This window comes from Legionella drancourtii LLAP12 (genome assembly GCF_000162755.2).
Lineage (GTDB): Bacteria > Pseudomonadota > Gammaproteobacteria > Legionellales > Legionellaceae > Legionella > Legionella drancourtii.
In genome coordinates this window covers 116,413-132,208 of the sequence record NZ_JH413822.1, presented here as the reverse complement: position 1 = coordinate 132,208, position 15,796 = coordinate 116,413, and the positions used below count along the sequence as shown (strand labels likewise).

Genomic DNA, 15,796 nt, shown 5'->3' with positions numbered 1-15,796 from the left:
CATGTGGCGTCTTGATACAGATAAAAGCTCCTATGCGATTAAGCAGCTATCTAAAGATATTGATTTGCAAAATGAGCACGTCATTAAAAATTATGAATTGAGTGAGCAAATAGCTTCAAGTTTTATAGCTCAAAATATCCCTGGGGTATGCGCTCTCTCGCAATCTGATAAACATCTTTTAATTACAGATGGATATGGCTACCTTGTGTACCCTTGGGTTAACGCGAAAGCTTTAGATAAAGATGAAATTAACGAAGGTCAAGCATTAATCATTGCCCGTTTACTTGCAAAAATGCATTTAATAAATCTCTGTTTTGAAGGTATCGATGAACCTGAATTTGATATCCATGATAATAAACACATTACAAACTTAATCAAGCAGTCAACTCAAATGAGGCTTCCATTTGCTGGCATTTTAAATTCTGATTTATTTACCCTTCTCGCAATTAATGAAAGTTATTTGGGTTCAATTGAAATTCTTAAAAAACATACAGTCGTTGGGCATGGTGACTTAGATCAAAAAAATGTTTTGTGGACTGAGAACAAGGAACCTCTATTAATTGATTGGGAATCAGCCCGTAAACTAAACCCCACATATGAAATTGTAAATGCTGCGTTAGATTGGTCGGGCGTGACAACCAATTTCAAGATCAATTTGTTCCATAAAATGCTTAAATCTTATTCGGAGTCCGGAGGTTTAATTGAAAAACGCATAATTGAAGCGGCGTTTTATGGGGTTATGGGAAATTGGATTAACTGGATGGTTTACAATATTAATCGGTCTATCAATCAAAGAGAACTTGAGCAAAAAAATATTGGGATAGAACAAGTCATGCAAGTATTACCAACAATTTTAAGAGTAAAAACTTTGATGCCAGAATTAATAAGTGAGATAGCGTCATGATCAAAATCAAACTGCTTAAAAACCATCCCAACACTATACCCGCAGTTGCACACATTTGGCATGAAGTATTAGGTAAAATCTGGGTTCCTGATGTACCCGTTGAACGTGTTATCACAAGATTTGCAGATCACTTGAATGATCAAGCTTTGCCAATCACTTTTATTGCATTAGATGGCGATTTACCGGTTGGCATGTGCTCTTTGCGTGAAAATGATGGCATTCGTCCAGATCTTACTCCTTGGCTCGGTTCACTTGTCGTCGATCCAAAATATCAAAAGCAAGGCATTGGCAAGATGCTGATTGATGTGACTGTACTGAAAGCAAAAGAGCTTGGTTTTGAAAAGCTGTACTTGTTTGCTTTTGATCCCACCATACCAGAATACTACGAACGTCTTGGATGGAGGAAAATCGGTATGGATGAATTTAAATCTCATCCTGTAACGGTTATGGAGGTGGAGTTATGATCAAAATTGACCTGCTGAAAAATCATCCAGACGCTATACCAGCACTCGCTCACATTTGGCACGACGTTTTAGGTAGAATTTGGTTTCCAGAGCTGACAATTCAAGAAATAGAGTCATTGACATATGATGAGCTCAATCATTCAGATGAAACAACTTCATTCGTTGCGTTGAGTGATGAAATTCCACTAGGATTTTGCACATTTAAACTTAAGGAGGAGTTTCGTCCCGATTTAGGGCCATGGCTTGCGGATGTAGTCGTTAATCCAAAAGACCAAAAACAGGGGATCGGAAAAATGCTAGTTGATGTTGCTGTTAGACAAGCAAAGGAGCGTGGCTTCAAAAAGCTATACCTCTTTGCTTTTGATCCTAGCGTACCTGAATACTACGAACGTCTTGGATGGAAGAAAATCGGTATGGATGAATTTAAATCTCATCCTGTAACCGTTATGGAGGTGGAGCTATGAACAACAAATCGATTATGCCAACCCTTGATCTTGCACGCAAACTCATAGCGGAGCAATTTCCCGAATACGCTAGCTTAACTATCGTTGATGTTGAAAAACAAGGGCATGATAACCGCACCTATAGGCTTGGTGAGCACATGCTCATTCGTATGCCAACAGCCGCAGATTACGCTTTAAAAGTTCCAAAAGAGCAAGAGCTGCTGCCGAAATTAGCAAAACGTTTAAGCGTTAGCATTCCGGCGCCTATTAAAATGGGAAAGCCATCGGCAAATTATCCTTATCCATTTTCTATATACAAATGGTTGCCTGGAAAAAGTATCAACCTACTAACTTTAACCGATCAAGACAAAGAACAACTTGCCTTTGAACTCGCTAAGTTTTTAAAAGAGCTGCAAGCGATTACCGATGTTGAAGGTCCTGAGCCAGGTCAGCATAACTGGTGGCGTGGTGATCATGTCACTGTTTACGATAAAGGAGCGCGAGAACAGATCGCAGAGCTGGCTGAGATTATAGACGTAACCCAAGCATTAGCTTTATGGGAGCAAGCGTGTGCTACAAAATGGGATAAAAAGCCTGTATGGATTCATGGAGATTTTGCGATTGGCAATATACTGATGGATGGTAGAAAACTATCGGCAGTTATTGACTTTGGCGGTGCTGCTGTTGGTGATCCTGCCTGTGACTTAGTAATTGCCTGGACGTATTTATCCGGCAAAGCGCGTGAGATTTTTATTTCTGAAATGGATATGGATACTGATACATGGCTTCGTGCACGTGCCTGGACACTTTGGAAAGCAACATTTGAATTGTGCCAGATAGCAGATAAGAATAGTTCAGAGGCTTTGTTACAGAAACAAATAATTGATGAGGCAATAGATGATGGAATTGGAGCATTATGAGTAAAATTATTTTATTAAATGGAGCAGGATCTAGCGGTAAAACGTCTATTGCAAGAGCTATACAACATTTAAGTGACGAACAATGGCTAACCTTTGGTGTTGATACATTTATTGAAATGACACCATATCCATCTCCAGGAAAAAATGCTGAATATTTTGCTTTTGTGCCAGGAGAAAATAATCGTGGCCCTTTAATGAGGGTTGAGTCAAAGCCTACTGGAGATAAATTATTTGGTGTTATGGCTGATTTTGCTTTGTTACTTGCAAATCAATCTAACAATCTCATTATAGATGAAGTTTTATTTGAAGATCAGCATTTGAAATCGTATGTAGCCAAATTGGCTGAACATATTACCTATTTTATTGGCATTAAATGCGACCTAGCCATTATGCAGGAGCGTGAATTTTTACGACGAGATAGAGCCTTAGGGTTATCAAACGATCAATTTGATAGAGTGCACAGCGGAACTAGGGAATATGATTTAACAGTTGATACGAGCAATTCATCAGTATTTGATGTTGCTAGAGAAATAATTGATTTTATCGATAGCAACCAAAACCCTAAAGGTTTTAATAACATGAGAAATAAATTTTATGGATAAAGATTCAGATATAAAAACCCTCAACACCTACCTCAGCCTTTGTACAGAGGTTTACGAATTAAGCAAGCCAAACCCACCGGAAGATGCATATGCTTTTTATCGTGACTATGCCATGAGAGCGAACGGTCCTATTTTAGAGCCGATGTGTGGTACAGGCCGATTTTTACTGCCCTTACTTGAAGAAGGTTTCAATGTGCATGGCTTTGACGCCAGCGACCATATGCTTAAAGTCTTGCATGCTAAAGCCAAAACTAAAAATCTTGACGCTACGGTATGGAAAGGCTTTGTTGAAGATTTAAAACGTCCAGAAAAATACAATTTGATTTTTATTCCCAGTGGGTCTTTCTGTTTAATAATCGACCTTGCTACTGTGAAATCAGCACTTCAGGCCATTTATGATCACTTAAGTGACAATGGTGTTTTTTTATTTGAAGCAGAAACTTTAAACGCTGTTCCACAACAGGGTATATGGCGTGGTTCAGTATGGCCTAAACTAACTGGCCAAAAAATTATCCTAAGCCAGCTTGCTACAATGGAAAGTGATATCTGTACCAGCCTTTGCAAATATGAATTGATGGAGTCAGGAAAGATTATACATACAGAAATTGAAGAGCTGAGAGTGAAGATTTATGAGCAGGATCAGCTGGTGGAAATGCTAAAAGCTGTGGGGTTTAAACACATCCATACGCTCAAAGCCTTTGATCGATCTTCGCAACCTGCGAACCTTGATGAGTCTATCGTTTATGAATGCAGAAAATAAAACCAACCTCTCTTTAATCATGTGGATTGTGCTACTGATAGCGATTGGAGGCGCCATTGGCTCTTTAACCAAGTCAGAGATTAGCACTTGGTATAGCAACTTACATCGCTCCATCCTGACACCGCCAAATTATATATTTCCAATAGCTTGGGCTATTTTATACGGCATTATTGGCGCTTGCGGCTGGCTCATTTGGCGCCCTCAAGCATTTCCCATGCTAAGTATTATCAAAACTTTATACGTAACCCAGCTCATCTTAAACTGGAGCTGGACACCTTTCTTTTTCCATTACCACTTAACTGGACTTTCCCTCGTAGTTTTGGTCGCTATGAATATTCTGGTCTGTGCGCTCATTTGCCTATCTTCCCAAAAAATGAAAGCGGTTTCGCTGCTTATGATTCCTTATCTGTCATGGATTCTGTTCGCAAGCTACTTAAACTTTTACATATGGCAGTATAACTGAATGAAGATTAGCAATGGTGGTCAAGCATAAAAAACATAAACGTCGTATTTTTATCCATGTAGACGGTTACAACTGAAGCATTAGGATATTATGAGTTATAAAGAACGAGTCGATAGAGTGATTGATTTCATAGGCAAGCATCTTGATGAAGAGCTTGAGCTGGATGAGCTTTGCCGCATCGCTTGTTTTTCAAAATATCATTTTCATCGGTTGTTTACTGTTTATACAGGGTTGCCTCTCATGGGCTATATAAAGTGGCTGCGGTTGAAACGGGCTGCTCATCAACTGATTGTGCATAAAGAGGATACAATTATTAACATTGCTTTGGATGCTGGGTTCGAATCGCATGAATCATTTAGTCGGGCTTTTAAACAAATTTGTGGGCAAAGCCCCAGCGAATTTAGACGTCAGGCTAAGTGGGAAAGCTTCGAAAATCCACCGCAACCTATGCATATTAAAGGTACAAAAATTATGACGATAACGATTAAAGAACTGCCAGCTAAAAGAGTTGCTGTGATGGAACATCATGGAGATCCCATGCGATTATCCGACACGCTTGATAAACTCATTACTTGGGCAAAAGCGCAACCAATTAACCTAAAACCTAAACCAGGAGAAGCCTTTGGTTTTGGCTATCACGATCCAAGAGAAGTGAAGCCAGAAGAGTTTCGCTTTGATTTAGCGCTTAGCGTTCCACAAGATTTTAAATTGAATGATCAGGTTACAGAACGAACTCTACCTGCTGGCAGATACGCTATTACCATGCATAAAGGCTCTCGCGATAATATCGGTGACACGATTTACAGCATTTATCGTGATTGGTTACCGCAGTCCGGCGAAGAGTTAGGGGATCTGCCTTGTATATTCTGCTATTACAATTTTGATTATGAGGTAGCTGAAACTGAATCTTTAACGGAAATCTGGGTGTTTCTTAAGTAGGGCTTAAAATATGATGATTGGGGAGGTAAATTCCCCCCAATCAATTCAAAATCTATCAATAACTCTGAATCTGCTTCTTCAGGCAAGCAAATGAATCGTTAATGACATCTTCTTTTATTCAGACTCATCTGTTTGAAATTCTAAAATGTCTCCGGGTTGGCACTGTAAGCACTGACAAATACTTTCCAGCGTTGAAAAGCGGATGGCCTTGGCTTTTCCCGTTTTTAAAATTGATAGATTTTGCACAGTAATACCAACTGCTTCAGCCAGATCTTGAAGCTTCATCTTGCGCTTCGCCAACATGACATCGAGGTTCACAATAATGCCCATGTCTATACTCCAGCTATATTGTGAATTTATGTTCATCATGAAGCTTACTAGCTTCTAGCATCACCCAAGATACAATAATCACGAGAATGCCATAAAATAAAGAAGTTAAGTTAGGTGTCCCAAATGAAATGGTTAAATACCTATGCCCAGGAGGGCTTGTGAAAGTAACAGCCAATACCATCAAGGTTTGGCTTAATGATTTGATGAGTAATGCATCCAGTAAAAATAAAACCCCTAATCTTCGGTACTGTATCGCATTCCTAACACTGAAGATTTCTCCTTTTTGATAATTTTTAAAAATCGCTTTCAGGATAAATAAACTAATTAAGAAAGGTAAAAGCCCTATCATGTCAGCACTAAAGCCCAACAGCTGTAACAGAGGTGTCCAAGAAACGTTGCTGAGATTAACATAACCTTCTGGTGTTTGAATGGTTTTCTCGAATATGCCAAAAAAATTGATCACATCTGAGACATCACTTGTTTTCGTGCTAATGAAGGTCCATTGGATCATAGTAAGCAAAGGAACGGCGCTCAACAATATGCTAAAAATTAATAACAAATGCGAACTTACTTTTTGAATTCTGTTCATTTATATCCTCAGTTTTGAAAAATTAAACCTGATACAGGATATTCATAATTCAAATGAATTTCAATAATTATTTACTGTTTATCGTGATATTAATCTTTGTATATCAGCCATGATCGTAGTTGCCCGCTCGAAGTAATCGGTATCACACCCATCTTCTATTGCCCATACCCATGCAAGTACTGCCTGAACAAAGCACCAGTCAAGAATTCGTTGCGATGGTAACTCAAGGAGCTCTGCGAAGCCAGTGACGCGCTTATGAATAGTATTTGGCGCATTAGCGTGATTCAGTAATTCTGGAATTGGATTGCGAATAAAAGCCGCTAATTCATAGGCTGGTTCGCCAATCACGCCTTTAGGATCGATCGCCAGCCAATCGTTTCCATTTTGTAAAATATTATCATGGTGCAGATCGCCGTGAAGCAAAACGTCTGGACCGGCCGTTTTTAAAAGTTGGCCACAAAGGTTTCTGGATTTTTGTAAATACCCATGCGGAATGTTCCAATCATTATCCAAAGACCCCAGCCAATCTTTGATATGTGGAAATGTATGGGTACTTGGTATGGGGGCTTTGTGCAATCTTTTGATCACCTGTGCCGTGATATTAATTGCCTCGTCATCTTTTTCAGGAAAATAAGACTTTAAAGAAAAGCCTGGGACTGCGCATTCAAGTAGAAGCAACCCTGTGTTTTCTGAAAATACTTGAACAACACCAGATCCTTCAAATGCCATTAGAGCTGCGGCTTCACGCTTGATTCCGTCGACATCCAATCCTAATTTTAAAATAATTGGTTGAGGTCCTTGAAACCCAGATAACACATAATTGTAGCTTAAATTACTGACGGGTTTTAAATTTGATAAGCCATAAGTTTTTGCCAGTTGTGTTAGGAGATTCGGTAAATGCCCTAACCACTGCCTGCCTTTATCTCCGTATAAATCAATGATATTTTGTTCAAACGTTTTCATAAGATATCTTTCCTCATGAAAATACGATCATAATTTTTCAGATATTTTGGTATGGTCCCTATGCAGTAAAAACCATGCTTTTCATAAAAAGCCTGTGCTTGAAATTCATAAGTGTCGACAAATATTTTAGGCAATCTTTTCTTCTTAGCCACATCATCAATCATGGTGATAATTTTGGCCCCGATGCCTAATTTTCGATATTGTTCATTGCACCAGAGTACATCAATATACAGCGCATCACTGTGTTCCCAAATCAAAGCACCACCTATGATCTGAACACAGTCTTTTGCAAATACGCTGAAATGGGATGACTTTTCTCTTATGATTTGGGCATTAAAATCAACTATCCCATTACGAATGACTTTATCATCCGAAGCATCCGGTGTGTTTTCAATGATGTATTCTATGTTGCTCATTTATTTTCCGGTTAAAGTATTCAGCAGCTGATAGTCGATACAAAATATGTTGTGATAAAGGATGATCGTTAGCCAATTTAGGGTGTGCAAAGTCGCCATCTAAATCACGTTTTAATCCAATCTTTTCCATAACACGAATAGAGCGAACATTTGCCGGTACTGTAAAAGAAACAATTTCTTTAAGACTACACCGTTTAAACCCATACTCCAAGGAAGCACAAGCCCCTTTCCGTGGCAAAGCCTTTGCCCCAATATTGCGATCCTAATCGCCAACTCACTTCAACCGCAGGGGTAAAATGCGAATCGAATTTTGAAAAAAAATCAGTGTAATTAAGGCCAATAAAACCAATTAATTCATCAGTTTCCTTCAGGCAAGCTGCCCATAATGTATATCCAAGTTCTTCATGGTGCCTATTAACTGCAGGAATAAAGTCATTGACCTGTTCCATGGTTAATGGGCCACGTAAAAACTCAATCACCTTTAGATCTTGGTTGATTTGAAAATACGATCGAGCGTCTTCTTTTTTCCACGTTCTTAAAATAAGCCTTTCTGTTTCAATAATGGTGGTCATGTTGTCTCCGATGAGCTTGTTCTCAGCAATTTTTCTAATTGTGCTGCAGGGTATGGGGTTGATTTGCTCTCTTTCTGAAGCTTTTGAAAAAACTCATCCATGAGCAATGCAATTAAAGCGTATTGATTGATAATCGTATTCATTTCAGGCGCCACATTGCCAATTCTACCTGCCAGATATTCACGCAGGCGAATTTCCAAGTGCTCCTTACCAAAAAGTGATGTGATAATACAGTGAAGCAGGTTTACAGCGGCGCAAGCCTGATCATAAGAATGATGCTGTTTTAAAAACTCTGTTTCTGCTGGTGTTAAATCAAACCTTGATGATAACGCCAGTCCAAAATCGCTTATATAGAGCAGCTTACCGTCGGTCAGGATATTTTCAAAGTGTGCATCAAAATGCATCAAGCCTTGCTCATTCATATACTTGTTTGTGGCCTTGAGATGTTTGTCAACAAATGCAACTGCTGCGTCAGCACTATCGTCACCTTGAGTCAATTGAGCGTTTAACCATTCATACAAATTCTGTGGAACATATTCAAGAAATAAAGCGATATGCGCGGATGCTTTATTAAGGTCAGTGACACGCTTACGGATAGCGTTAGAATTTCCCCAGTACCGGCAGTGCTCTTCAATATCACCCCAATAGTTGGTATTGATGTCGTCCGGACCACTGGGCAGAATACGCCAATGATACATCATGGGAAAATTAACACACTCGCCGGTGATCACCCAATTGGTTGTCATGATATGAGTTGCCAGTTCACGCCATGCCCCAAATCCAGCTGAGCCTACCCCATACTGATAGCTAAGTGGCAAATCATAAATATTAGCTGTAGACATAAAATGCTTAAAGCTTTGTTCAAGATTGGTCAGCGGTACTTTTTTAACAAACACGGGCGTGTCGTTAATATAAACTAAGACAGACTTACCACCGATACCTTCATGCATCGGTTTGCCGTCTGCTAAAATCTGCTTTAGCTTTTGATTGCTTAAGACTGCAAGACTTGTTGAAATTTGACTATACCGTATGATTCTTTGCATTTATGGCAACCTGCTAATCACGTTATCTACAACGAATTGATAAGCTTCATCGAAATCCCAATGCAATTTCGATGGTAATAAGACACTCATATCCATATGAAAGTCGCGGTGATTCTTTTTCAGCTCAAGATTCTTTAGAAATTCTTCACTTGTAACCTTGACGTTGTTATAAGTGCAATACTTAGAGAAAATATCAAACACTCGATTTAACTTAATTAAATTGCGATCGGTCACATACCACAAATCAAACAAATCCCGACCTTTTCGACGTTGATAAAGAGCGCGCAACTTAGTCGCCATTAACTCATCCATTTCATAAGTAATGATATTTGTTTCCCCTTTGAACCAAGATGAATCCATAGCGAAAGGTACTGTTTTTAAGGGCAATACCTGAAAATGTTCTGTTGTGTTTATTTCAATTTTTAGCTTTGCCGGAATTTTATTAGTAGATTCATATTTGTAGATAAGCTTTGCGCTACGCTGTGTGATTTTCCATTTAGGATCGCCTAACCATGGTTTTAATAGTGCCCTAATAGCATCTATCGTTTGTCCAATTGGATCAGCATTTTTTTGAACAAAATCGATATCTTCACTGTACCTTGCCGGAGGATTAATGAATAGTTTATTTAGTGCGGTACCGCCACGAAAAACCAAAGCGTCTCTGACATGAGGATCATTATACAAATCAATCAAAGCACGGCTAATCATTAAATCCTGTTCTATCTGTTCAGTCATTTGCCATGGAACCATTTTGCGCCAACTCTCAATAAAAACTTCTGGGATCATAAATCGCTCTCTATTTCTGAATTTTCAATAATTCTCCACTTTTTACACCTTGAATGGCCTATTTTTGAGATTTCAGATGCAAGAGGCAGATAATTTGGTTTATTTTCTTGAACATGCCGCGCAAGCGCATTAATCATTATTTCAGCATTAGTTTCATCCATCACATCAATGTGATCCAGGATATAACCAATACGCTGCAACTGATATTCTGCATGGGCATCTTTCGCAAGATTGATGAGTTTTATAGGATCTAATGCCTCAACAAGCTCTGAGAAAACGGTGGCGATATGATTTAGGCCGCCTGCATGATTAGGATATTCAAGCAAATCAAGAGCAACCAGTTCAGGGGTTGCCACCTTAAGGTAGCCAGTACTCACGGTAAAATCTTGTGTGGGTAATTCCAGCACCGATTTTTTATAAATATAATCTATTTCCACATCACCAAAAATAGATGGGTGCTTAATACGCTTGTCTGATATCACTTGGAACCTGGCAGGTTTTTGATGAGTTGCTCCATGAAACAATCCTGCACTTAAAAGTGCGACATAATAATGAGCTCCCATATACTGCATAACCAAAGGCACCAATTCTTGGGGAGGGATAGAGCCATGCGGTTGATGTTCTGGCGGGACAATGACATATAAACCTCTCGCGGGTGAGATCAGATCTCCGGTTTTAAGTAACCTATGTAAGGCCACTCTCGCATGACTATTTGAAACGTGAAATTGCTCAAGAATATCCAGGATAGTAAAGCAGCGCCTTCCATCTTTTCGAATATCTTTTATGTATGATTGCAAGTTCATAAAATTACCATGGCCTTAAGGTTACTATTATTGTAACTATAAGGGCATGATAGATTTTATTTGCTTGCAAGTCAAGCCTAAACAAGATTTTCAAGGTTTATATGTACCTATAGTTACATTATTTGTAACTATAGGTACATATCTTCCTTCTTATACTATAACTAAATTGACCTTTGCTACGAAGGTATTGCTTCTTTTCTATGCTCAAAAATGGTTTTTATATGAACAGGGAAACTGGCATACCAACAGCCATAATTATGACCACCTATAAATTCAGGCATATGCGTCAACATCCCTTTCTTCTGCATCAAATCAGCAATTCTACGATTAGCTTCAAATGTAGAAATGGACTGCGTAGACCCATCTTTAAATTCTAAATCCACTGGAATTGTCTCATAGGTACCCACATCAAAAATAAATTGAGTATCAAGATTTTTTTTATAATTTTGCTCAATTTTTTGTTCTAACTCATTGATTTTTTGCATTTCCAAGGAAGGTGATAAAGCAATAGCATTACCAAACACTGTAGGATTAGTTAAAGCGGCATAAAAAGCAGCTAAACCACTGGCACTTTGGCCAACAATCGTTATTAACCTCGCGTCTTGAGTGATATTAAACTGATTCTTATCATGTAACATCCGAATAAAATCATCCGCTAAAAATGAAGTGTACTCATCGTTACAATTGTACTCATGCATACGATGTATGCTTGAATACTCCAGAAACACTGCAACACAAGCAGGAATACTTCCTTCTTGGATGAGCCTATCTAAAATAAGCGGTGCAGGCATAGGATTTAAATAATCACTACCATCTAAAAATAAAATCATAGGATAAGGTGTTGCCTGTTTATCATAATCAGGAGGCAAGTAGACCCAATATTTTCGTGTCGATTGTTCAATATTTTCGTAATAGCCTGAAACGTTTTTTAAACGGCTCTCCAAGAAATTTAGCTCAAAAGAAAAAAATCGATGCTCTTTTTTGCATTGTTCACGATGTTCTTTTGCTTTATTTAAAGAAAACGGTGTTATAAAAGCTGGGGCGTTAGGTAATTCGATAATCGATTCTTTGCCAAAATACTCACTGGGATTGTCGTAATCTTTATAATAAGTCACTTCTTGTTTATTTCTTGGATCGGTTTGGACACAACCCTCATTAAATAAGTGCATCAATAACCTTTGTGATTCTTTGAATTTTCCTGTTGGAACTGGATAGGGGTCTTCAGCGCTTTCTTGTTCTGAGAATCCCACTTTTGCAGTATCTTTATCAACAATGAGTATGTTATATGCGGAGCGAAAAGTGCGAGGCAGCATCAAAGTTAAATATCTAATATCAGTGTTTGGAATCGCTTTAAATTGACTTTGCAAAGAACAAGGTAATCCAGTAAATGTAGACCACAAATAAATTGTTTTGTGGTCACTTTCCTCTCTATATAAAAAAGTAACCAAACACTGCCCTGGCTGATTTGGAACATCTTCAATAATCGGAGTTTCAACCCTTTGCCAAATTTGATTTTTTTCTTCTTTAGTAATCGCATTAGTGGATTCATCAACAAAACTTTTTAAATAATATGAATTATATTTTGGCATGTACACTCCCAATATTTTGTATATTTAATCATAGCACCTTAGAAAGACATATATTCTGGACTAAAGTATTTCATTTAAAAATAGATCAGTTTTTTTGGACAAATAGTTTTAAAGATTGCAACAACGTCATTGGCTATTTTGGTGGGTATTGAGCTTAGTGCTATAATTAATTGAAGTTTATAGAAATAGAAAGTGAACTGTGGCCAAGTGTAAACCTGCTCATACAAGAGTATGCAAAAAATGTCATAAAACAAAACCTATTTGTGAATTTATAACTGGAAGAAATACAACCATGCAGGTCACCTATAGTTTAATTTGTAAAAATTGTAGTTTTCTAGAAAAAGAAAACAAGAAATTAAAACAACCTAAGATAATTGAAAATAAGCGCGATACATAACCTAAAATTACTTGGTAATTGCTGGGAATTGAATATGATCCTGGACCACCAACGATTTGAGCCTACTTAATGGTTAACAGTGATAAATGGGATAAGCTAGCTGAATGGATGGAAAAACTTCATATCAATGAAGATTCCCTCATCGAAAAATTTATTATAGGCAGTGGCAAGGGTGGGCAGAAGTTACACAAAACAGCTTCAACTGTTTACTTGAAACATGTTCCGTCCGGCATTGAGATAAAATGCCAGGAATCGAGGAGCCGCGAAGGTAACCGTTATTTTGCAAGAGTGCGGTTATGTGAAAAATACCATGCAATTATCAGCGATGAAAAAACTAAAGAACAGCAAAGAGTAGAAAAACTAAAACGCCAAAAAAAGCGCCGCTCAAGGCGCTCTAAGCAGAAAATGCTCGATGAAAAATCGAAGCAAGGTCAATTAAAGAGCCTGAGACAAAAACCTATCTCAGCAGAGGGATAACATGCGCTATTCACTAAAACCATAAGCTCTTCTTTGAATCAACTCAATGTTGCGGCTAATAATATTAAAAAGGAAAGATGTGCCAATGACAAAAGATTTAAAAATGACCCTAAAGGCTTTTACAGAGGAATATACCCAAATCTTACAAAATTACTCTATGGATGATTTAAAGGGTGTTTTGATAAATATGGCTAATGAAGTTACTCCGGATGAGCGTAGAGAATTTATTAGAAAAATATCATTACAACAACCTGACCATGTATTGATCACTGAATCCAGTGAAACAGTATTAGATGAAATTGAGTCCTTGATTGAAAATATTCGAGCACAATGTGAGGAGGAACCCGATTGGGATGAGTATTATGATGATGAAGATTCTCTTGGTGAGCTTTCTGAATTTATTCCAACGCTATATGAAGTATTTGATGCAGTTGAGGCGTTGTTTGATTTTGGGAACTACCCTCTTGCGAGAAAGGCATTCGATAGCATATATACCATTTTTGATATTCAAGATGATTATGGACGTGGTATTTCTGTACACGATCTTGAAAAAATAGATTTAGATGAAATAAGAGCAAAATATTTACGTTCGATTTATCTAACAGAAAAACCCTCTACCCGAGTCGCTCATCTATTAAAAGCGATGATTCAATTGTCCCAGTTAGATTCATATTCCTCTCAACCAAAATTGGAAGATTTAATTAATATTAGTGTTACGTCATTACCCGAATGGACTGAATTTCTACAAAATTGGATTTCTGCAATTAAATCTGAACCTGAATTGCAATATGATGGGTGGTATAGGGAGGCGGTTTACCTGTTACATGGTTCTTCTGGGTTAGAGGAACTTGCTAAGACAGAAGGACAACAAAGACCGCGGGTGTATACTGATTGGATTCATGCTCTCATTGAAAAAAAAGATTATGAGGCTGCATTAAAGGCAATTAAGATCGCATTAGATAAACTACCCCAGGATCAACCCATTCGTGGTGCCATCGGTGATTTGCAGGTTATTTGTGGAAATCAATTAAACAATGCCGCAATTCAATTGGAAGGTCTTTGGATTTCATTTGATGCCCAACCAGATTTATCCAAATTGGTTCAATTATACCAGCAAGCAAATTCCTTAACACGCCATAAACTTATGCAAAATGCTGCTGAATCAATTAGAACATACTCTAAGAGAATGAAGGATTACGCGGAGGGAAAACAGTGGCCACGTGACGGGATAGAATCACCCGCTCATCCTGATTCTTCATTATTGATGCATGCTTACTTTTTTTCTCATGACTATGACAATGCATTTAAATTAGCTCAGCAAGGCACCCCATTGGGTTGGAGTAGCAGTACTAATCCGCAACCACTTTTTGTCGCATTTTGTTTAGCGAGAATTTCAAACCAGCCATTAAATGCTCTGTCTAAATCACTGAAAAAATTTTTTAGCGAGGTATTAAGTAAGAGTAAAGGTGTATGGCTGTACAATGATACACATGAAGATCTACTGTTAAATTTGGAAAAAATATATGCCCAATTGCTGACTGATGCTTCGGAAATCTCCAATGAAAAATTTAATTGGTGCTTGAGTACAGCTGAAGCTAGGGTTAATGGCATTGTTAGTAAGCAACGACGTGGAGCTTATGATCGCGCAGCATTGTTAACTGCTGCTTGCACTGAAACATTAAAATCAATCAAATCTTCTGAAGCTAGAATATTTTTTGACAGGATCAAAAATAGATTTCCGAGACATTCATCTTTTCAAGCTGAATTAAGACAGGTTATGGCATTTGTTTAATACTTACTAATGGAACTCATTATGGTCTTATTGTTTGATGTTACTATGTTAACTCATGCACATAATCACTGTGTCATAAACTGTGGCATGGCTGTGGCAGCACTAGGCAGTTTTAGGCTGTTCTAGGCAGTTTTTCAATGATTTGATGCGTTGCAAGGCATTGATTTATAAGGCTTTTAAAACTAGAGCATCAGGCTTCGAACCAAGGTGTCGGGGGTTCGAGTCCCTCCGAGCGCACCATTTAAATTAGGGTCTTTCGGGTCTTTCCCAATTACGGGGGCACTCACCAGTTAACAACAGAGCACCCTAACACGAGTTCTATAATTTTCAAAATTACGAAAGCCATAAGCTCTTCTTTGTATCAATTTCATTTTTCTATGAAACCCTTCTGTAATGCCATTAGACTTTCTAAAACGCCACATACGCACGATCTCTTCTTTCCATTGACAGAATGTTTTTCCAAGCGATGCCAGAGCTTTAAATGGACTATTTTTCAGTTCATCCAGCATACTTAAAAACTGGGGAATCTTTTTTTCACACCAAT

Annotated in this window: 21 protein-coding genes; 10 read left to right on the top strand and 11 right to left on the bottom strand. The window is 38.1% G+C overall.

The features are described 5' to 3' along the window. From LDG_RS09105 to LDG_RS09065, 8 genes are all read left to right on the top strand, one after another. A partial coding sequence (locus LDG_RS09105; RefSeq protein ID WP_006871010.1) for a phosphotransferase occupies positions 1–904 on the top strand: 904 nt, incomplete at its 5' end. Then, the gene (locus tag LDG_RS09095; protein ID WP_006871009.1) at positions 901–1,368 is read left to right on the top strand and encodes a GNAT family N-acetyltransferase; all 468 of its coding nucleotides are present in this window, start codon (positions 901–903) and stop codon (positions 1,366–1,368) included. The genes LDG_RS09105 and LDG_RS09095, both read left to right, overlap by 4 nt. After that, positions 1,365–1,832, top strand: coding sequence for a GNAT family N-acetyltransferase (locus LDG_RS09090; protein WP_006871008.1), 468 nt, complete (start codon positions 1,365–1,367; stop codon positions 1,830–1,832). The genes LDG_RS09095 and LDG_RS09090 overlap by 4 nt, the downstream gene beginning before the upstream one ends. Beyond that, on the top strand, positions 1,829–2,731 hold the full coding sequence (locus tag LDG_RS09085; RefSeq protein ID WP_006871007.1) for an aminoglycoside phosphotransferase family protein: 903 nt from the start codon (positions 1,829–1,831) through the stop codon (positions 2,729–2,731). The genes LDG_RS09090 and LDG_RS09085 overlap by 4 nt, the downstream gene beginning before the upstream one ends. Further along, positions 2,728–3,333 (top strand): chloramphenicol phosphotransferase CPT family protein, encoded by a 606-nt coding sequence (locus LDG_RS09080; protein ID WP_006871006.1) that lies wholly within the window; start codon positions 2,728–2,730, stop codon positions 3,331–3,333. The genes LDG_RS09085 and LDG_RS09080 overlap by 4 nt, the downstream gene beginning before the upstream one ends. Beyond that, positions 3,326–4,093 (top strand): class I SAM-dependent DNA methyltransferase, encoded by a 768-nt coding sequence (locus LDG_RS09075; protein WP_006871005.1) that lies wholly within the window; start codon positions 3,326–3,328, stop codon positions 4,091–4,093. The genes LDG_RS09080 and LDG_RS09075 overlap by 8 nt, the downstream gene beginning before the upstream one ends. Further along, positions 4,077–4,556, top strand: a complete 480-nt coding sequence (locus tag LDG_RS09070; RefSeq protein WP_040535110.1) for a TspO/MBR family protein — start codon at positions 4,077–4,079, stop codon at positions 4,554–4,556. The genes LDG_RS09075 and LDG_RS09070 overlap by 17 nt, the downstream gene beginning before the upstream one ends. Positions 4,557–4,646: 90 nt before the next feature. Then, a complete protein-coding gene (locus LDG_RS09065; RefSeq protein WP_006871004.1) occupies positions 4,647–5,495 on the top strand; it encodes an AraC family transcriptional regulator in 849 nt (282 codons plus the stop codon). A 114-nt stretch (positions 5,496–5,609) separates the two neighbouring features. Here the strand turns inward: LDG_RS09065 and LDG_RS09060 are convergent, their stop codons facing one another. The 10 genes from LDG_RS09060 to LDG_RS09015 form a co-directional block, all read right to left on the bottom strand. Next, on the bottom strand, positions 5,610–5,825 hold the full coding sequence (locus LDG_RS09060) for a helix-turn-helix domain-containing protein (protein WP_006871003.1): 216 nt from the start codon (positions 5,823–5,825) through the stop codon (positions 5,610–5,612). 13 nt (positions 5,826–5,838) lie between these two features. Beyond that, positions 5,839–6,414, bottom strand: coding sequence for a DUF2975 domain-containing protein (locus LDG_RS09055; RefSeq protein WP_006871002.1), 576 nt, complete (start codon positions 6,412–6,414; stop codon positions 5,839–5,841). A 78-nt stretch (positions 6,415–6,492) separates the two neighbouring features. Beyond that, complete coding sequence (locus LDG_RS09050; RefSeq protein ID WP_006871001.1) at positions 6,493–7,377, bottom strand: aminoglycoside phosphotransferase family protein; 885 nt, start codon at positions 7,375–7,377, stop codon at positions 6,493–6,495. Next, positions 7,374–7,793: a GNAT family N-acetyltransferase gene (locus LDG_RS09045; protein ID WP_040535108.1), complete on the bottom strand. Its 420-nt coding sequence runs from the start codon at positions 7,791–7,793 to the stop codon at positions 7,374–7,376. The genes LDG_RS09050 and LDG_RS09045 overlap by 4 nt, the downstream gene beginning before the upstream one ends. After that, positions 7,768–8,004 (bottom strand): GNAT family N-acetyltransferase, encoded by a 237-nt coding sequence (locus LDG_RS20240; protein WP_006870999.1) that lies wholly within the window; start codon positions 8,002–8,004, stop codon positions 7,768–7,770. The genes LDG_RS09045 and LDG_RS20240 overlap by 26 nt, the downstream gene beginning before the upstream one ends. After that, positions 7,988–8,365 (bottom strand): GNAT family N-acetyltransferase, encoded by a 378-nt coding sequence (locus LDG_RS20235; RefSeq protein WP_006870998.1) that lies wholly within the window; start codon positions 8,363–8,365, stop codon positions 7,988–7,990. Before LDG_RS20235 ends, LDG_RS20240 begins: the two co-directional genes overlap by 17 nt. Continuing rightward, positions 8,362–9,408 carry a protein kinase family protein gene (locus LDG_RS09030; protein ID WP_006870997.1) on the bottom strand — a complete coding sequence of 349 codons (1,047 nt, stop codon included), beginning with the start codon at positions 9,406–9,408 and terminating at the stop codon, positions 8,362–8,364. Before LDG_RS09030 ends, LDG_RS20235 begins: the two co-directional genes overlap by 4 nt. Next, positions 9,409–10,143, bottom strand: coding sequence for a nucleotidyl transferase AbiEii/AbiGii toxin family protein (locus LDG_RS09025; protein ID WP_233491446.1), 735 nt, complete (start codon positions 10,141–10,143; stop codon positions 9,409–9,411). A 47-nt stretch (positions 10,144–10,190) separates the two neighbouring features. Next, complete coding sequence (locus tag LDG_RS09020) at positions 10,191–10,997, bottom strand: type IV toxin-antitoxin system AbiEi family antitoxin domain-containing protein (protein ID WP_050805540.1); 807 nt, start codon at positions 10,995–10,997, stop codon at positions 10,191–10,193. Between the two features lie 176 nt (positions 10,998–11,173). Next, positions 11,174–12,586, bottom strand: a complete 1,413-nt coding sequence (locus LDG_RS09015; protein ID WP_006870994.1) for an alpha/beta hydrolase — start codon at positions 12,584–12,586, stop codon at positions 11,174–11,176. Between the two features lie 466 nt (positions 12,587–13,052). Between LDG_RS09015 and LDG_RS09010 the strand changes: the two genes are divergently transcribed. Continuing rightward, on the top strand, positions 13,053–13,460 hold the full coding sequence (locus tag LDG_RS09010) for a peptide chain release factor family protein (RefSeq protein WP_006870993.1): 408 nt from the start codon (positions 13,053–13,055) through the stop codon (positions 13,458–13,460). Positions 13,461–13,545: 85 nt separating this feature from the next. Beyond that, positions 13,546–15,252 carry a hypothetical protein gene (locus LDG_RS09005; RefSeq protein WP_006870992.1) on the top strand — a complete coding sequence of 569 codons (1,707 nt, stop codon included), beginning with the start codon at positions 13,546–13,548 and terminating at the stop codon, positions 15,250–15,252. Positions 15,253–15,542: 290 nt separating this feature from the next. Here LDG_RS09005 and LDG_RS09000 read toward each other — a convergent pair. Further along, positions 15,543–15,796, bottom strand: a 254-nt coding sequence (locus LDG_RS09000; protein WP_040535100.1) for a transposase, incomplete at its 5' end; no start/stop codon positions are given.

Coding starts and splice junctions, on each gene's coding strand:
- LDG_RS09045 (WP_040535108.1), bottom strand. CDS start 7,793: ATGAGCAACATAGAATACATCATTGAAAACACACCGGATGCTTCGGAT.
- LDG_RS09090 (WP_006871008.1), top strand. CDS start 1,365: ATGATCAAAATTGACCTGCTGAAAAATCATCCAGACGCTATACCAGCA.
- LDG_RS09095 (WP_006871009.1), top strand. CDS start 901: ATGATCAAAATCAAACTGCTTAAAAACCATCCCAACACTATACCCGCA.
- LDG_RS09060 (WP_006871003.1), bottom strand. CDS start 5,825: ATGGGCATTATTGTGAACCTCGATGTCATGTTGGCGAAGCGCAAGATG.
- LDG_RS09005 (WP_006870992.1), top strand. CDS start 13,546: ATGACAAAAGATTTAAAAATGACCCTAAAGGCTTTTACAGAGGAATAT.
- LDG_RS09010 (WP_006870993.1), top strand. CDS start 13,053: ATGGTTAACAGTGATAAATGGGATAAGCTAGCTGAATGGATGGAAAAA.
- LDG_RS09025 (WP_233491446.1), bottom strand. CDS start 10,143: ATGACTGAACAGATAGAACAGGATTTAATGATTAGCCGTGCTTTGATT.
- LDG_RS09070 (WP_040535110.1), top strand. CDS start 4,077: ATGAATGCAGAAAATAAAACCAACCTCTCTTTAATCATGTGGATTGTG.
- LDG_RS09085 (WP_006871007.1), top strand. CDS start 1,829: ATGAACAACAAATCGATTATGCCAACCCTTGATCTTGCACGCAAACTC.
- LDG_RS09055 (WP_006871002.1), bottom strand. CDS start 6,414: ATGAACAGAATTCAAAAAGTAAGTTCGCATTTGTTATTAATTTTTAGC.
- LDG_RS09065 (WP_006871004.1), top strand. CDS start 4,647: ATGAGTTATAAAGAACGAGTCGATAGAGTGATTGATTTCATAGGCAAG.
- LDG_RS09030 (WP_006870997.1), bottom strand. CDS start 9,408: ATGCAAAGAATCATACGGTATAGTCAAATTTCAACAAGTCTTGCAGTC.
- LDG_RS20235 (WP_006870998.1), bottom strand. CDS start 8,365: ATGACCACCATTATTGAAACAGAAAGGCTTATTTTAAGAACGTGGAAA.
- LDG_RS09075 (WP_006871005.1), top strand. CDS start 3,326: ATGGATAAAGATTCAGATATAAAAACCCTCAACACCTACCTCAGCCTT.
- LDG_RS09020 (WP_050805540.1), bottom strand. CDS start 10,997: ATGAACTTGCAATCATACATAAAAGATATTCGAAAAGATGGAAGGCGC.
- LDG_RS09015 (WP_006870994.1), bottom strand. CDS start 12,586: ATGCCAAAATATAATTCATATTATTTAAAAAGTTTTGTTGATGAATCC.
- LDG_RS09050 (WP_006871001.1), bottom strand. CDS start 7,377: ATGAAAACGTTTGAACAAAATATCATTGATTTATACGGAGATAAAGGC.
- LDG_RS09080 (WP_006871006.1), top strand. CDS start 2,728: ATGAGTAAAATTATTTTATTAAATGGAGCAGGATCTAGCGGTAAAACG.